19 protein-coding genes are annotated in these 13978 nt (G+C 65.9%); 6 read left to right on the top strand and 13 right to left on the bottom strand.

The features are described 5' to 3' along the window. Positions 1–5 precede the first annotated feature (5 nt). From rimI to AC24YW_RS22265, 3 genes are all read right to left on the bottom strand, one after another. Positions 6–491: a ribosomal protein S18-alanine N-acetyltransferase gene (gene rimI, locus AC24YW_RS22275; protein ID WP_487484717.1), complete on the bottom strand. Its 486-nt coding sequence runs from the start codon at positions 489–491 to the stop codon at positions 6–8. After that, complete coding sequence (gene tsaB / locus AC24YW_RS22270) at positions 488–1183, bottom strand: tRNA (adenosine(37)-N6)-threonylcarbamoyltransferase complex dimerization subunit type 1 TsaB (RefSeq protein WP_487484716.1); 696 nt, start codon at positions 1181–1183, stop codon at positions 488–490. Before tsaB ends, rimI begins: the two co-directional genes overlap by 4 nt. A 118-nt stretch (positions 1184–1301) precedes the next feature. Beyond that, a complete protein-coding gene (locus tag AC24YW_RS22265; protein WP_487484715.1) occupies positions 1302–1943 on the bottom strand; it encodes a carbonic anhydrase in 642 nt (213 codons plus the stop codon). Positions 1944–2045: 102 nt separating this feature from the next. Here AC24YW_RS22265 and AC24YW_RS22260 point away from each other — a divergent pair, with 102 nt between their 5' ends. Continuing rightward, complete coding sequence (locus AC24YW_RS22260; protein ID WP_487484714.1) at positions 2046–2927, top strand: HpcH/HpaI aldolase/citrate lyase family protein; 882 nt, start codon at positions 2046–2048, stop codon at positions 2925–2927. Positions 2928–3078: 151 nt separating this feature from the next. Here AC24YW_RS22260 and AC24YW_RS22255 read toward each other — a convergent pair whose 3' ends face one another. Beyond that, positions 3079–3834, bottom strand: coding sequence for an SDR family NAD(P)-dependent oxidoreductase (locus AC24YW_RS22255; protein WP_487484713.1), 756 nt, complete (start codon positions 3832–3834; stop codon positions 3079–3081). A 210-nt stretch (positions 3835–4044) separates the two neighbouring features. Between AC24YW_RS22255 and AC24YW_RS22250 the strand changes: the two genes are divergently transcribed. Together AC24YW_RS22250 and AC24YW_RS22245 are read left to right on the top strand one after the other, a co-directional pair. After that, positions 4045–4938, top strand: a complete 894-nt coding sequence (locus AC24YW_RS22250) for an AraC family transcriptional regulator (protein ID WP_487484712.1) — start codon at positions 4045–4047, stop codon at positions 4936–4938. Between the two features lie 11 nt (positions 4939–4949). Further along, entirely contained in the window at positions 4950–5723 is a 774-nt protein-coding gene (locus AC24YW_RS22245) for an N-acyl homoserine lactonase family protein (RefSeq protein ID WP_487484711.1), read from the top strand. Positions 5724–5733: 10 nt separating this feature from the next. Here AC24YW_RS22245 and AC24YW_RS22240 read toward each other — a convergent pair whose 3' ends face one another. From AC24YW_RS22240 to AC24YW_RS22225, 4 genes are all read right to left on the bottom strand, one after another. Continuing rightward, the gene (locus AC24YW_RS22240; protein WP_487484710.1) at positions 5734–6153 is read right to left on the bottom strand and encodes a hypothetical protein; all 420 of its coding nucleotides are present in this window, start codon (positions 6151–6153) and stop codon (positions 5734–5736) included. Positions 6154–6384: 231 nt separating this feature from the next. Continuing rightward, entirely contained in the window at positions 6385–7170 is a 786-nt protein-coding gene (locus tag AC24YW_RS22235) for a glycosyltransferase family 32 protein (protein ID WP_487484709.1), read from the bottom strand. Positions 7171–7250: 80 nt separating this feature from the next. Further along, a complete protein-coding gene (gene leuD / locus AC24YW_RS22230) occupies positions 7251–7856 on the bottom strand; it encodes a 3-isopropylmalate dehydratase small subunit (RefSeq protein WP_027573022.1) in 606 nt (201 codons plus the stop codon). A gap of 159 nt (positions 7857–8015) precedes the next feature. Then, on the bottom strand, positions 8016–8414 hold the full coding sequence (locus AC24YW_RS22225) for a metallopeptidase family protein (RefSeq protein WP_487484708.1): 399 nt from the start codon (positions 8412–8414) through the stop codon (positions 8016–8018). A gap of 157 nt (positions 8415–8571) precedes the next feature. On the opposite strand from AC24YW_RS22225, the gene AC24YW_RS22220 reads away from it, so the two are divergent. The 3 genes from AC24YW_RS22220 (at position 8572) to AC24YW_RS22210 (ending at position 9827) form a co-directional block, all read left to right on the top strand. After that, positions 8572–8847 carry a hypothetical protein gene (locus tag AC24YW_RS22220; RefSeq protein WP_487484970.1) on the top strand — a complete coding sequence of 92 codons (276 nt, stop codon included), beginning with the start codon at positions 8572–8574 and terminating at the stop codon, positions 8845–8847. 26 nt (positions 8848–8873) lie between these two features. Beyond that, positions 8874–9134, top strand: a complete 261-nt coding sequence (locus tag AC24YW_RS22215) for a hypothetical protein (protein WP_487484707.1) — start codon at positions 8874–8876, stop codon at positions 9132–9134. A 180-nt stretch (positions 9135–9314) separates the two neighbouring features. Continuing rightward, positions 9315–9827, top strand: a complete 513-nt coding sequence (locus AC24YW_RS22210) for a hypothetical protein (protein WP_487484706.1) — start codon at positions 9315–9317, stop codon at positions 9825–9827. 136 nt (positions 9828–9963) lie between these two features. Here the strand turns inward: AC24YW_RS22210 and leuC are convergent, their stop codons facing one another. The 5 genes from leuC to rpsP form a co-directional block, all read right to left on the bottom strand. Next, entirely contained in the window at positions 9964–11370 is a 1407-nt protein-coding gene (gene leuC, locus AC24YW_RS22205; RefSeq protein ID WP_487484705.1) for a 3-isopropylmalate dehydratase large subunit, read from the bottom strand. A 324-nt stretch (positions 11371–11694) separates the two neighbouring features. Then, a complete protein-coding gene (gene rplS / locus AC24YW_RS22200) occupies positions 11695–12075 on the bottom strand; it encodes a 50S ribosomal protein L19 (RefSeq protein WP_130221017.1) in 381 nt (126 codons plus the stop codon). A gap of 110 nt (positions 12076–12185) precedes the next feature. After that, a complete protein-coding gene (gene trmD / locus AC24YW_RS22195) occupies positions 12186–12929 on the bottom strand; it encodes a tRNA (guanosine(37)-N1)-methyltransferase TrmD (RefSeq protein WP_487484704.1) in 744 nt (247 codons plus the stop codon). 127 nt (positions 12930–13056) lie between these two features. Continuing rightward, positions 13057–13614, bottom strand: a complete 558-nt coding sequence (gene rimM, locus AC24YW_RS22190) for a ribosome maturation factor RimM (RefSeq protein WP_487484969.1) — start codon at positions 13612–13614, stop codon at positions 13057–13059. A 6-nt stretch (positions 13615–13620) separates the two neighbouring features. Further along, on the bottom strand, positions 13621–13953 hold the full coding sequence (gene rpsP / locus AC24YW_RS22185) for a 30S ribosomal protein S16 (protein WP_212082134.1): 333 nt from the start codon (positions 13951–13953) through the stop codon (positions 13621–13623). Between the last annotated feature and the right edge of the window lie 25 nt (positions 13954–13978).

Genomic DNA, 13978 nt, shown 5'->3' with positions numbered 1-13978 from the left:
CGATGTTACGACAAGTCGCGTCGCATCAGAAGGGCGTTCAATTGTTCCCCGTCGGGCTGCTTATAGTAGCGATCGCGGCGCCCGACCACCACGAATCCGGCTCGATCGTAAAGCCGCCGCGCCGGCTGGTTGTTTTCCTCCACTTCCAGAAATATCGTGCGCACACCGCGCCCGGCGAGGTGGCCGAGATGGGTCATCAGCAGCGTACGGGAGAGGCCGCGGCCGCGATAAGCTCCGTCCACCGCGATCGAGAGGATTTCCGCTTCGTCCGCGCCGATCCGCGACACCGCAAAGCCGATCGTTTTCCGGCCGAGCCGCAAGCGATGCACCAGCGTGTTGCGCTCGCTCATCATGCTCTCGAACTCGCCTTCGCCCCAGCCGTGCGCGAACGAGGCGCCGTGCAGCTGCGCGAGGCGCGCGGCATCGCGCATGGTCGCGGGCTCGACGGCGGCGGTGCCGCCGCCCCACCACTCCCACAGCCATCCCATCATGATGTCGCGGCTCGTGCGGCGAGCGGCGTCGGTGCCGCCGGCTTGGCGTCGGGCGCTTTCAGATAGAACGGCCGCGCCGGATTGGTGTCGGGATTGGCCGCCGCGCCGAGCCAGGCGACCCAGCCGATGTCGGGCGCGGGCTGCGCGTCGACCGCGACCGGTTGCGGTCCGTCCTTCGGCCAGCGATCCGCGAGGATCCCGGCGGCATTGCCGACCAGATGCGGCGCGCCGAATTGCGAGGCCGCGATCGCCGCGTCGATGGAGGCGACAGCCGGCCGCACCAGCTGGCTGCCGTCGCCGGCGACGATCTGGAAATAGACGTGGTCGTGCCGGGCATCGATCGCAGAGATCACCGGCGCCGTTCCGCTCTGGCCGACGACACCGGCGGCATAGGCCGACAGCGTCGTCAGCCCGACCGCCGGCCGTTTCGCCGCCAGCGCAAGGCCACGCGCCGCCGAGATGCCGACGCGCAGGCCGGTGAAGCTGCCGGGCCCGACGGTGACGGCGATGCGGTCGAGCGAAGTGAAGGCGAGGCCGGCGGATTGCATCACGCGCGCGATCATCGGCATCAGCGCCTCGGCATGGCCGCGCTTCATCAGCTGCGATTCCCGTGCGAGGAGCGCGCCGGCGTCGGTATCGAGAACGGCGGCCGCGCAGGCTTCGAGCGCAGTATCGATGGCAAGGATCAGCATGATGGAGCAAATGGCGAGTGGCGATTGGAGATCAGTCTAGCGAACCAGGCGCCTGTCCGCCATTCGTCACGCACGATTTGCAGGCCCCGACATGTCCTGTTTCGCCCGGCGAGCAGGATTATCCCTCGCGTGCGTTCCTGAATTCCTTGGCCGCCTTGTCCAGCACGAACAGCGATCCCTCCGCCACGCCGAAATAGGCGCCGTGGGTCTCCATCTGGCCGCTCTCCACGGCCTTGCGCACGAACGGGAAGGTCATCAGGTTTTCCAGGCTGCGGAACACGGCGGCCTTCTCGATGCGCTCGACGAATTGCGCCATGGTCTCGTGATCGCGCTGTTCGACCACTTCGCCCGGCTTGATGAACATCTGCATCCAGCGGCCGATGAAGTCACCGGGCGTGAGCGGCTCGATCTTGTCGATGAAGGCGCGGATGCCGCCGCATTGGGCGTGGCCGAGCACCACGATGTGCTTCACCTTCAGCACCGTCACCGCAAATTCGAGCGCGGCCGAGACGCCGTGAGCGCCTTCGTCAGGCTGATAAGTCGGCACCAGATTGGCAATGTTGCGGACGACGAAGAGCTCGCCCGGCCCCGCGTCGAAGATCACCTCGGGCGAGACCCGGGAGTCGCAGCAGCCGATCACCATGGTCTCGGGCGACTGCCCTTTCACCGACAGCTCGCGGTAGCGGTTCTGCTCGGTCGGCAGCCGCTGGGTGGCGAAGGCCTTGTAGCCTTCCAGCAAATGCGTCGGGAATGTCGTCATGGCCCATGCCTAATCACATACCGCCAAGGCCGACAAGCCTTTCGAATGGGCAGGCCAAATGCTATCGGCTGGGGGGACGACAGACCAGGAAGGAACGCCCGCATGACCCGCCCGCGCCGCAGCCATCTGTTCATGCCTGGCTCCAACCCGCGCGCGCTGGAAAAGGCGCGCAATCTGGCCGCTGACGGCCTGATTCTCGACCTCGAGGATTCCGTCGCCCCGGAGGCCAAGGCGGCGGCGCGGGACGGCATTGCGGCGGCGATCGCCGCCAAGGGCTTTGGCCGGCGCGAGATCCTGATCCGGACCAACGGCCTCGACACGCCGTGGTGGCCGGACGACGTCGCCATGGCCGCCAAGGCCTCGCCGGACGGCATCCTGGTTCCAAAAGTCTCGAGCGTCGAGGATCTCCAGACCATCGGCCATCACCTCGCCGAGCTCGGTGCCGGGCCGACCGTGAAAGTCTGGGCCATGATCGAGACGGCGCGCTCGGTGCTGCACGCCGAGGAGCTGGCGACCGCCGCCCGCGATCCGAAGACGCGCCTCACCGGTTTCGTGTTCGGCCCCAACGACATCTCGCGTGAGACGCGGATCCGGATGCTGCCGGGCCGCGCCGCGATGATCCCGATGATCACCCATTGCATCCTGGCGAGCCGCGCCCACGGCCTCGAGATCCTCGACGGCCCCTACAGCGACATCGCCAATTCCGATGGTTTCGCCACCGAATGCGCGCAAGGCCGCGACCTCGGCTTCGACGGCAAGACCCTGATCCACCCTTCCCAGATCGAGGCCTGCAACGCCATCTTCACCCCGCCGGAGGAGGAAGTGGCCCGCGCGCGAAAGATCATCGCGGCGTTCGAACTGCCGGAGAACGCCGCGCGCGGCGCGATCCGCCTGGATGGTGCGATGGTGGAACGCCTGCACGCCGACATGGCCCGGCGCACGATCGCGATTGCCGACGCGATCGCGGCGATGGGGAAGGGCTGAGGGCAGGGCCATCGCATATGGTGCACACGGTGCGGCGGCATCGGCACTGGGCTCCCTCCCCGGCTTGCGGGGGAGGGTTGGGGAGAGGGCTTCTTCCGCGTCGGGATTGCGGAAGATTTCCCTGCGTGGCGAGAGCCTTCACCCGCAGCACTCAGATCGTCTGGCCGCCGGACACCTCGATCCGCTGCCCCGTGACCCAGCGATTGTCCGGACCGAGCAGGCTTGCGACCATCGGTCCGATGTCGTCGGGCACACCGACGCGGCCAAGCGCGGTCATTTGCGCGAACTGCTTGTTCAAATCCGGCATGTCGCGGACGGCGCCGCCGAGGAAGTCGGTCTCGATCGCGCCCGGCGCGACGACGTTGGCGGTGATGCCGCGCGCGCCGAATTCTCTTGCCATGTAGACGGTCAGGACCTCGACGGCGCCCTTGGCGGCGGAATAGGCCGAGAAGCCGGGGAAAGACACGCGCGTCAGCCCGCTCGAGAAGTTGACGATCCGGCCATTGTCGCCGAGCAGCGGCAGCAAGGCCTGGGTCAGGAAGAACGGCCCCTTGACATGGGTGTCGAACAGCGCGTCGAACTGCTGCTCGGTCGTCTCGGCAATGGCGGCCATTTCGCCCTGGCCGGCATTGTTGACGAGATGATCGAACCTCTCGGTGTGCCAGTGCTCCGCCAGCACCGACCGGACTTTTGCGGCGAACGCCGGAAAGCTCGATACGGCGGTGACGTCGAGCTGGAGCGCGACCGCTTTTCGGCCGAGCGCCTCGATCTCGGTGACGACCTCGCGGGCGGCGGCGGCGCCGCTGCGATAGGTCACGATGACGTCGCCGCCGTGACGCGCGATGGCGATTGCGGTATTGCGGCCAAGGCCCCGGCTGGCGCCGGTGACGAGCGAAATGGTGGGCATTTGCGGCTTCCTCATGAAGTTTCAGTGGGGCCTTTCTGCCTGTGATCGCGCATCCGATGTTGCCGGATCCTGTGATCGTCTTGCCTAATCCTCCAGGACTGCGGCCGGCGACAGGTGCGACCCACCTCAGACTTGCCTGGAGCTCTCGACTTCTTGCCCGATCGCCCCTCGGCAATTGCCCGCGTGCCTGGCTCGGCCTAGATTGGGCCCGTGACCGAAACACTGCTCCAGATCGCCAGCAATTACGCCGCAGCTCGCGCCGACGACAAAGGCGTTGCGTCCACGCCGTTCGCCGGCATCTCGATCATCCGTGAGACCGCGCCGAGCGCGCTCCAATTTGCGATCTGCAAGCCCCTGGTCGCCCTGGTGCTGCAAGGCGCCAAGCGTGTTGCGGTCGGTGCGACGTCGTTCGACCTCGGTGCGGGCGATTCGCTGGTGATCTCGAGCGACGTGCCGACGGTCAGCCAGATCACGCGCGCCACAGCCGCGGTGCCCTATCTGTCGCTCGTCGTCGAGCTCGATCCCATCGTCATCGAGGGGCTGGTCGTCGAGATGGGGGCGGCGCCTTATGTTCCGTCCCAACCGCTGCGGGTCGAGCCGACGGAGCCGGATGTGCGCGACGCGGCGCTGCGGTTGTTGCGCCTGATCGACCGGCCCTCGTCCGCCTCGATCCTCCAGAGCCAGGTGCTGCGGGAGCTGCACTATTGGCTGCTGGCCGGTCGGCACGGTGGCGCCATCAGGGCGCTCGGTATCGCCGACAGCCATGCGCAGCGGATCGGCCGTGCGGTTGCGGTCATTCGCACCGATTATGCCAGGCCTTTGCGTGTCGACCGGCTCGCCAAGGCCGCGGGCATGAGCCAGTCGGCCTTTCACCTGCATTTCCGCAGCATCACGTCGCTGACCCCGCTTCAGTTCCAGAAGCAGCTTCGTCTGATCGAGGCGCGCCGCACCATGCTGGCCGATGGCGCGAGCATCGCAGTCGCCTCGCATCGGGTCGGTTACGAAAGCGTCACGCAGTTCACGCGGGAATATTGCCGGTTGTTCGGCATGCCGCCCGGGCGCGACATGCGCGAGGCGAAGCGGCGCGTCGAATCGGCGGCCTGAAGAGTTCTGAAATGGCGACAATCGACAGGATCTACATCCTCGACGGAGGCATTGCCGAGGTCGAAGACGGTTCGATCTATTCTCCCGGCATCAATGTCGGCATTCCCATGACGCTGAGCTGCAATGCCTATCTCATCCGTCACCGCGGTGAGTGGCTGATCTGGGATACGGGAATAGCGGATGAGCTGGTGCAGTATCCGGAAGGGCGGATCATCGCACACGGCATCCGCGGCATCGTGCGCCGCCCTCTCGCGGATCAATTGGATGAAATCGGGGTGCGGCCCCGCGATATCGGCACGATCCTCCTCTCTCACGCGCATTTCGATCACGTCGGCAATGTCCACCTGTTCGAAAACGCAAGATGGATCGCTCAAGCCGCCGAGTTCGGAGCCATGTTCGGGCCGGAACCTGACGAGTTCGGCTACTCGCTTCAGCACTACAGGATGTTGAAGGAACGGCCTTACGAGATCGTCGATGGTGATCACGACATATTTGGCGACGGCGCAGTGCGCATGATTTTCACGCCGGGCCATACGCTGGGGCATTGCTCGCTGATGGCAAGGCTGCCGCGGCGCGGCGCCGTGCTGCTGAGCGGCGACGTCGCGCACAACCGGGACAACCTCCGGCACATGCGCGTGCCCTCGTTCAATGCCGACCCGCAGGCGACGGTTGCGTCGATGGCCAAGGTGGTCGGGCTGCTACGCGCCGAGAACGCCGAAATCTGGATCAATCACGATACGGCGCAAAGCCAGGGGATGGCTTACGCGCCGAAGTGGATCGAGTAACGCAGGTGCCTCACCGCGGCGCGAGGTCGGTACGCTCGAGCGTCTCCAGCGTCGAGGCGTTGGCGCAATAGCCGTGGTAGTTCTCCGCGGCGGTGCCGTCGGCGAGATCGCGGTCGCACCGTCCCTTGCTAATGCAGAGCGCGCAGGTCCGCTCCATGTCGCGCAGCAGCAGGGGCTGCGCGCGGCCGAGCGCCTCAGTGCTGATGCCGAGCTGCTCGAGCATCTTCGGCAGCTCGTCGGCGGCGTGCCGGCCGTGACGGACCAGCTCCTCCAGATCGTCGGGCGCGATCCTGAGATCATTGGCGATCCGGTCGAAATCGGTGCGGTCGAGCTGCCGCATCTCGTTGATCTCGCGGCGGTGCTTCAGCCAGTTGGCAAAGGACTCGATGAGATCCTGGACGATGGGATAGGGCCTGGTTGCGGTGCTCATGGAAAGCTCCATTCGGACGAGCGGAATTGAAGCGAGATAAGCACAATGATGCAGACGCGCGTTGCGCTGGATCAAATGGGAAATGCGGTCAGGACATGGCTCTCGTGCCCCGGACGCGGCGCAGCACGGAGTGGTGCGCCGCTGAGCCGGGGCCCATCGCGCCGCTTGCTGGGTCCCGGCTCAGCGGAGCAGCGTTACACGCTGCACCGCGTCCGGGACACGAGCGAAAGCTTATCTGAACCGCTCCGCCGCCCAGGCATACAGGCTGCCCGGTATCGGCTTCTCGCCGCCGCGTCCCTTGGGCGAGATGTGCAGGCCGATGATGGCGGGGTCGGTGACGAGCCCGAGATAACTCGACGGATCGAAGAACAGCGTTGGCTCGGCGTGCACGGCGTAGAACGACTGCTTCGGCAACGCGTTCTGCAATTCACCGGTGCGGCGCGCCAGCGCGGTGAGCGCCGCGGGCCCGTAGATCGCGACGCGAATATCCGCGAGCCGGTTCGAGCCGCCGCGCAGGCGGCGCATCATGAAGGTGATGCGGTGGCGCAGCGACAGCCAGTCCGGCGTCAGCTCCTCCTGCTCCATCAGCTCCGCGAAGGCGGCAACGATGCCGTGCGCGGGCGGCAGATAGAGCACGGAATTGCCGAGCTGGCGCGGCCGCTCCCAGGCGAAATAGGGCTTGGCCGGATCGATCTCGACGGGCCTCAGCAGCAGCACGTCGGCGTCCAACCAGAGGCCGAGGCCCTTTGCCATCAGCTTCATGCGGAAGAAGTCGCTGAACTGCAGAATGGTCCAGTCGCGCCAGCTGCCGTTTGGCTGCGGCGGCCGCAGGCGCTCGGAGAAGGCGTGCGGCAGGATCGCCTCGGCCTCCGCGTTCGCGACGCCTGCGGGCAATCCGGGAATGGGATCGAAGCTGTAGACCGTGACCTTGTGGCCGGCAGCCAATTGCGAGCGCAGACAGGTCTGGCGCAGCGCGTCCATCGGGCCATGCCAAAAGGTGACGATCTCGGGCAGCATGCGTGCAGCTATACGGGATAAGCCAGGCAAACAAAAAGCCCCGGCGCTTGCGGCACCGGGGCTCGAACGGAAATCTGATATCAGGCCCAGGCGCGCTCGCGCTTGAGCTTGTCCTCGTAGGAGTCGATCGAGGCCTTCTTCTCCATGGTGAGACCGATGTCGTCGAGGCCGTTGATCAGGCAGTGCTTGCGGAACGGATCGATCTCGAACTTGACCTTGCCGCCGTCGGGACCGCGGATCTCCTGGTTCGGCAGGTCGATCGTCAGCGTCGCATTGGCACCGCGCTCGGCGTCGTCGAACAGCTTGTCGAGGTCCTCTTGGCTGACGCGGATCGGCAGAATGCCGTTCTTGAAGCAATTGTTGTAGAAGATGTCGCCGAACGAGGTCGAGATCACGCAGCGGATGCCGAAGTCGAGCAGCGCCCAGGGCGCATGCTCGCGGCTGGAGCCGCAGCCGAAATTGTCGCCGGCGACCAGCACCTTCGCATTGCGATAGGCGGGTTGGTTGAGCACGAAGTCCGGGTTCTCGCTGCCGTCATCCTTGTAGCGCTGCTCGGAGAAGAGCCCCTTGCCAAGGCCGGTGCGCTTGATGGTCTTGAGGTACTGCTTCGGAATGATCATGTCGGTGTCGACATTGATGATCTTCAGCGGCGCCGCGACGCCTTCCAGCGTGGTGAACTTGTCCATGGTTGCGCTTTCTGGTTCAGGGAACCGGCTATTTATCGCGATCGAGGGGCGAATCCTAGGCCGAATTCGGCAGGTCTCGTCTGCCTTGAGAGATCAAGCCACGGGATGATGCGCTCCCTCCCCCGCGCGCGGGGGAGGGAGCGCACCGCCGCTGTGGCGTTACTCCGCCTTTGCCTCCATCGCCTCCATATCGCCGTCCGACAGGCCAAAATGGTGGCCGATCTCGTGGATCAGGACGTGGCGGATGATGTGGCCGAGGCTTTCGTCGTGTTCGGCCCAATAGTCCAGGATCGGGCGGCGGTAGAGCCAGACCATGTTGGGCAGCCGTGCCACGTCGCCGAAGCTCTGCTGCGGCAGGCCGACGCCCTGGAACAGGCCGAGCAGGTCGAACTCGCTCTCGCATTCCATCTCGTCCAGGACCTCCTCGGTCGGGAAGTCCTCGACGCGGACGATCACGCCCTCGCAGAGTTTACGAAATTCCGCCGGCAGGCGCTCGAACACATCGTGAGCCATCGCTTCCATCTCGGCGAGCGAAGGCGCTTTCAATTCCGTCCACATGAGCACCTCTTAGCGCGGGTTTCCCGCTGATGCATCTGGCTTTATAAGCGCGGCGAGGTTGACGGGCGCCGCCAAAACGGGGAGCGTGGGGCGATCGATGGGACGGTTCAGGGTGGGCGGAAAAATGCGAGTGAAAACAGCGCTGACTCTACTGTGCATGGGGTTGTTTTCGCAGTTTTGCGCCGGTGCCGAGGCGCAGGCCGCCAGTTCCGAAATCCGTATGGCCCAACTGGTCGCGCCGGACGATGTCCCCCCGCCGCGCAAGCGGCCGCGCCTGCGCGTCACGCCCTATTACAGCCCGGACGGGGTCTATCCCCGCTACAATCCCGGCCCCGACGCGGTTCGGGTCTGCAACGCCACCTATGTGCAGGAGTACCGGCCGAGCGGCACGGTGATCGTGCCGCGCGTGAGCTGCTACTGGCGCCGGGGCTGACGTCGCGGCGACCTCGTGAGGGTGTGATGGCGAGATGGATCGCATTGGCAATTGCCGTCGCGCTGGCCGCCGGACTGCCTCGCGCATCCGCCGCGCCAAGGGCGATCATCCCGGAGGCATCGGCAAGGATCGCGGTTTTCGATGTGCGACGACACGGGCGGACATACGACATCGCACGGCCTGCCGTGCGCCGCGATCCGCGCTACTACGTGCGGCCTGTCCACTATCGTCCCTATCCCTACGGCGTCCCCGCACCGTTCGTCTTCACCTACGGGCCCTTCTGGTAAGACGCCGCGCCGGCTTTGCGATCGCGCGAGGCACGGCGTCGCATCGCGGCGCTGCGCTCGTTCATTCATGGCGCGTTCACATCGATGTCCGCAACTTGGCCCCGGGAGCGACGGCAATTGAACGGCAATGCCGCGGCGCGAGGCGTCGCAGCTCTGCCGTCCGGATTCAGGGAGGATTCCATGCTGAGGATGTTTGGCCGCCGGGCTGTCCCGATGCGCCTGCTCGGGCTTGCGGCCGCCGCGACGCTGATGCTGTCGGCCGGCACCGCGCGTCGCGCTGAAGCGCTGAGCTTGATCAATCCGGCGACGTCACCCGCGGCGAAGGCCGCGACCGACGATCTCGTCACGCAGGTTCGCCGTGGCGGGCACGGCGGACATGGCTTTCACGGCGGAGGTTTCCGTGGAGGAGGCTTCCATCGCGGCGGCTTCCGCGCCGGGCCGGCCTTCCATCACAGGCATGTCGGTTATCGCCATCACGGCTTCCGCTACGCTGGGCATGGCGGCTATCACCGTCACTGGCACCATCACCGCCCGTATGTCCGCCATCGCCACTTCTACCGGCCATATTATGTCGGCGGCTATTATCCCAGGTCCTATTATCCGCGCCGCTGCCGGATCATCTGGACCTATTACGGCCCCCGCCGCGTCTGCCACTGGCCCCGCTGGCACTATCCGCGCCGCTACTATTGGTGATGTGAGCTAGTCGAGACGCGTCATGGCCGGGCATAGCCGTCCGAAGGACGGCGTCGCTTCCGCTCGCCTATGTCCCGGCCATCCACGTTCTTGGAGCGGCATAGGTCCCGTGGATGTCCGGGGCAGTTGAACCGGCTCAGCGCCAGTCCCTGACGTCGACGAAATGACCCGCGATCGCCGCCGCCGCCGCCATCGCCGGCGACACCAGATGGGTGCGGCCCTTGAAGCCCTGGCGGCCCTCGAAATTGCGGTTCGAGGTCGAGGCGCAGCGTTCTTCCGGCCTCAGCTTGTCCGGGTTCATGGCAAGGCACATCGAGCAGCCCGGCTCGCGCCATTCGAAGCCGGCCTTGATGAAGATCTTGTCGAGGCCCTCGGCCTCGGCCTGCTCCTTCACGATGCCGGAGCCCGGCACGACCATGGCGTTGACGTTGGCATTGACGGTCTTGCCCTCGGCAATCTTCGCCGCGGCCCGCAAGTCCTCGATGCGGCCGTTGGTGCAGGAGCCGATGAAGACGCGGTCGAGCTTGATGTCGGTGATCTTGGTCCCCGCGGTGAGGCCCATGTATTTCAGCGCGCGATGCTTGGAGATCCGCTTGGCCTCGTCCGCGATCTTGTCGGGGTCGGGCACGATGCCGGTCACCGAGATCACGTCCTCAGGGCTCGTGCCCCAGGTCACGATCGGCGGCAGCTTTGCAGCATCGAGGCGCAGCTCGTGGTCGAAATGCGCGCCCTCGTCGGAGCGCAGTTTCTCCCAATAGCGCATCGCCGCGTCCCAGTCCGCGCCCTTCGGCGCCTTGGGACGATCGCGCAGGAAGTCGAACGCCTTCTGGTCGGGCGCAACGAGGCCGGCGCGCGCGCCGCCTTCGATCGACATGTTGCAGACCGTCATGCGGCCTTCCATCGAGAGCGCGCGGATCGCCTCGCCGGCATATTCCAGCACGTAGCCGGTGCCGCCGGCGGTGCCGATCTCGCCGATGATGGCCAGGATGATGTCCTTGCCCGTCACGCCATCAGGCAACTTGCCGTCGACCGTGACGCGCATGTTCTTCGCCTTCTTCTGGATCAGCGTCTGCGTCGCCAGCACATGCTCGACCTCGGACGTGCCGATGCCGTGCGCGAGCGCGCCGAACGCGCCATGCGTCGAGGTGTGGCTGTCTCCGCAGACGATGGTGGTGCCGGGCAGGGTAAAGCCCTGCTCGGGGCCGATGACGTGGACGATGCCCTGGCGCTTGTCGAACTCGTTGTAATATTCGATGCCGAATTCCTTGGCGTTCTCGGCCAGCGCCTTGATCTGCTCGATGCTTTCAGGGTCGGGATTAGGCTTGGTGCGGTCGGTGGTCGGCACGTTGTGGTCGACGACGGCGAGCGTCTTCTCGGGCGCGTGGACCTTGCGCCCCGTGGCGCGCAGGCCTTCGAACGCCTGCGGCGAGGTCACCTCGTGCACCAGGTGGCGATCGATGTAGAGCAGGCAGGTGCCGTCCTCGGCTTCGTGCACCAGATGGTCGTTCCAGATCTTGTCGTACAGGGTGGTCGGCTTGGACATGAGCGTCAGCTCCGGAGAATGTGTGTCAGCGATGAGCGCGGCAGGCCGCGCGGGCAACAAAATCGTCAGCGCAGCTTTCAGGCTGCGCAGCTAAGCTCTGACGTTGCCGAGGTCGCGAAGCGTCCGAAGAACCGGCCAGGCAGCCGCGAGCGATCGTCGATGACGATGCGCTGGATGGGGGCGAAGCTGGTCGGATCTGGAAACATTCTAGGAATATATAGCAGGCCGAATTGGAAGCGCGAGAGCTTTGACATGCACGGCTGACGCAACAAAAAAGCGCGGAGCCGAGCCCCGCGCTTTCGAAAGCTTGCCTGGTGGCGGAGCTTACTCGCCGACGGCGGCCTGGCGGTCCTGCTTCTCGACGATGCGGGCCGACTTGCCGCGCAGGTTGCGGAGATAATAGAGCTTGGCGCGACGCACCTTGCCGCGGCGCACCACCTTGATCGAGTCGATCATCGGGGAGAGGAGCGGGAACACGCGCTCGACGCCCTCGCCATAGGAGATCTTGCGGACGGTGAAGCTCTCGTTGAGGCCACCGCCGGACCGGCCGATGCAGACGCCTTCATAGGCCTGCACGCGGGTGCGGTCGCCTTCGACGACCTTCACGTTGACGATCACGGTGTCGCCGGGGGCGAATTCCGGGATGTCCTTGCCGGCGGACAGCTTGTCGAATTGCTCCTGCTCGAGCTGCTTGATCAGGTTCATGGGTAAATCTCCATCGGCGCGCCCAGCCCTGGAAACGGGGGGCTGCGCAAAATTCGTCTATCCAGCCATTGCGGATTTGGCCGCTCCTATAAGGCAAGCCGGAGCGTTTGTCACCCGTCTGTCTTGGTTTTTGGCGTTTTTTGGCCGCTTCCCCGATTCGCGGCCTTTTCCCACAAATCCGGGCGCCGGGCGGCCGTCAGGGCCTCGGATTCGGCCCGCCGCCACGCCGCCACCTTGGCGTGGTCGCCGGAGGTGAGGACGGCAGGGATCGGAACCCCCTCGAACAGCTGCGGGCGGGTGTATTGGGGGTACTCCAGCAGGCCGTCCGAGAAACTTTCCTCGGTTCCCGAGGCCTCCTTGCCCATCACCCCCGGCAGCAGCCGGACGCAGGCGTCGATCAGAGCCAGCGCCGCGATTTCGCCCCCGGACAGCACGTAATCGCCGATCGAGACCTCCTCCAGGCCCCGTCCGTCGATCACCCGCTGATCGATGCCCTCGAACCGCCCGCAGACGATGAGCGGGCCGGGACCCTGGGCGAGCTCTGTAACGCGAGCCTGGGTCAATGGCCGACCCCTCGGACTCATCAGCAGCCGCGGCCGATCAGGGGCGATCTCGGCGGCATCGATCGCCGCCGCCAGAACGTCCGCCCGCAGCACCATACCCGGGCCACCGCCGGCCGGCGTGTCATCGACGCTGCGGTGGCGGTCGGTCGCGGAGGCCCGGATGTCCCGCGCCTCGATCTGCCAGAGCCCGGACGCGAGCGCCCGCCCCGCCAGGCTCACGCCGAGCGGCCCCGGAAACATCTCCGGAAACAGCGTCAGCACCGTCGCGCGCCAGGGTGAGGGGTTGGTCATTCGATCTCGGTTCTCGTCGTCCCGGACAAGCGCGCCTCAACCGCGCGCAGATCCGGGACCCATAACCACCGCAGCCCGTTTTGCGATGGCTGGAGCGATCAGCTTAGCGAAAAATTCCGGCCTGTGGTTATGGGTCCCGGCCTTCGGCGGGACGATTCGCGGAGGGATCTTCGTCCCGATCGCCCTCGATCTCCTGCGGCAGCGCGATCACGACGCGGCCGCCCTTAAGATCGACCTCCGGCACCACCGCATTCGAGAACGGCAGCAGCATCGTCGGGCCGTTGAGGGGCGCGATTTCGATGATGTCGCCGGCGCCGAAATTATGGATCGCGACGACGCGGCCGAGCGCATCGCCATCTGTGGTGACGGCGGCGAGCCCGATCAGATCGGTGTGGTAATATTCGTCCTCGTCCGTCGCGGGCAGTTTTTCGCGCGCGACGTAGAGCTCGATGCCGTTGAGACGCTCGGCCTCATCGCGGGTCGCGACACCCTTGAACGTCGCGACCAGATGATCTTTGGCCTCGCGCACCGCTGCGATCTCGAACTGGCGCCTGCCGTCCTTGGACGACAGCGGACCGTAGCGTCTGATGGCAAAGGGATCCTCGGTGAAGGTCCACAGCTTGACCGCACCGCGCACCCCATGCGCGGCGCCGATCCGCGCGACGCAGACCAGCGCCGACATGATCTAGCCTTAGCCCTTGGCGGCGGCTTCGGCCTGCGCCTTGCGCTCCTTGCGCGGCACGGCCTTCTCGGGGTTGTTGCGGGCTTCGCGCTTCTTGACGCCGGCAGCGTCGAGGAAACGCGCGACGCGATCGGACGGCTGCGCGCCCTTGGCGAGCCAGGCCTTCACCTTGTCCATGTCGAGCTTGAGGCGGGTCTCGTTGTCCTTCGGCAGCAGCGGGTTGAAATGGCCAAGACGCTCGATGAAGCGGCCATCGCGCGGAAAGCGCGAATCGGCGACGACGACGTGATAGACGGGACGCTTCTTGGTGCCTGCGCGGGCGAGGCGGATAACGACGGACATTCAGTTCTCCTTGAAAGTGTGGTTT

Source organism: Bradyrhizobium sp. USDA3516, assembly GCF_057651995.1.
Note: the sequence above shows the minus strand (reverse complement) of the source record. Positions and strands in the feature narration are given on the sequence as shown.

Excerpts from the sequence above, each read along its gene's own strand:
- rimI (WP_487484717.1), bottom strand. The coding sequence starts at position 491 with ATGATGGGATGGCTGTGGGAGTGGTGGGGCGGCGGCACCGCCGCCGTC.
- tsaB (WP_487484716.1), bottom strand. The coding sequence starts at position 1,183 with ATGCTGATCCTTGCCATCGATACTGCGCTCGAAGCCTGCGCGGCCGCC.
- AC24YW_RS22265 (WP_487484715.1), bottom strand. The coding sequence starts at position 1,943 with ATGACGACATTCCCGACGCATTTGCTGGAAGGCTACAAGGCCTTCGCC.
- AC24YW_RS22260 (WP_487484714.1), top strand. The coding sequence starts at position 2,046 with ATGACCCGCCCGCGCCGCAGCCATCTGTTCATGCCTGGCTCCAACCCG.
- AC24YW_RS22255 (WP_487484713.1), bottom strand. The coding sequence starts at position 3,834 with ATGCCCACCATTTCGCTCGTCACCGGCGCCAGCCGGGGCCTTGGCCGC.
- AC24YW_RS22245 (WP_487484711.1), top strand. The coding sequence starts at position 4,950 with ATGGCGACAATCGACAGGATCTACATCCTCGACGGAGGCATTGCCGAG.
- AC24YW_RS22240 (WP_487484710.1), bottom strand. The coding sequence starts at position 6,153 with ATGAGCACCGCAACCAGGCCCTATCCCATCGTCCAGGATCTCATCGAG.
- AC24YW_RS22235 (WP_487484709.1), bottom strand. The coding sequence starts at position 7,170 with ATGCTGCCCGAGATCGTCACCTTTTGGCATGGCCCGATGGACGCGCTG.
- leuD (WP_027573022.1), bottom strand. The coding sequence starts at position 7,856 with ATGGACAAGTTCACCACGCTGGAAGGCGTCGCGGCGCCGCTGAAGATC.
- AC24YW_RS22225 (WP_487484708.1), bottom strand. The coding sequence starts at position 8,414 with ATGTGGACGGAATTGAAAGCGCCTTCGCTCGCCGAGATGGAAGCGATG.
- AC24YW_RS22220 (WP_487484970.1), top strand. The coding sequence starts at position 8,572 with ATGGGGTTGTTTTCGCAGTTTTGCGCCGGTGCCGAGGCGCAGGCCGCC.
- AC24YW_RS22215 (WP_487484707.1), top strand. The coding sequence starts at position 8,874 with ATGGCGAGATGGATCGCATTGGCAATTGCCGTCGCGCTGGCCGCCGGA.
- AC24YW_RS22210 (WP_487484706.1), top strand. The coding sequence starts at position 9,315 with ATGCTGAGGATGTTTGGCCGCCGGGCTGTCCCGATGCGCCTGCTCGGG.
- leuC (WP_487484705.1), bottom strand. The coding sequence starts at position 11,370 with ATGTCCAAGCCGACCACCCTGTACGACAAGATCTGGAACGACCATCTG.
- rplS (WP_130221017.1), bottom strand. The coding sequence starts at position 12,075 with ATGAACCTGATCAAGCAGCTCGAGCAGGAGCAATTCGACAAGCTGTCC.
- trmD (WP_487484704.1), bottom strand. The coding sequence starts at position 12,929 with ATGACCAACCCCTCACCCTGGCGCGCGACGGTGCTGACGCTGTTTCCG.
- rpsP (WP_212082134.1), bottom strand. The coding sequence starts at position 13,953 with ATGTCCGTCGTTATCCGCCTCGCCCGCGCAGGCACCAAGAAGCGTCCC.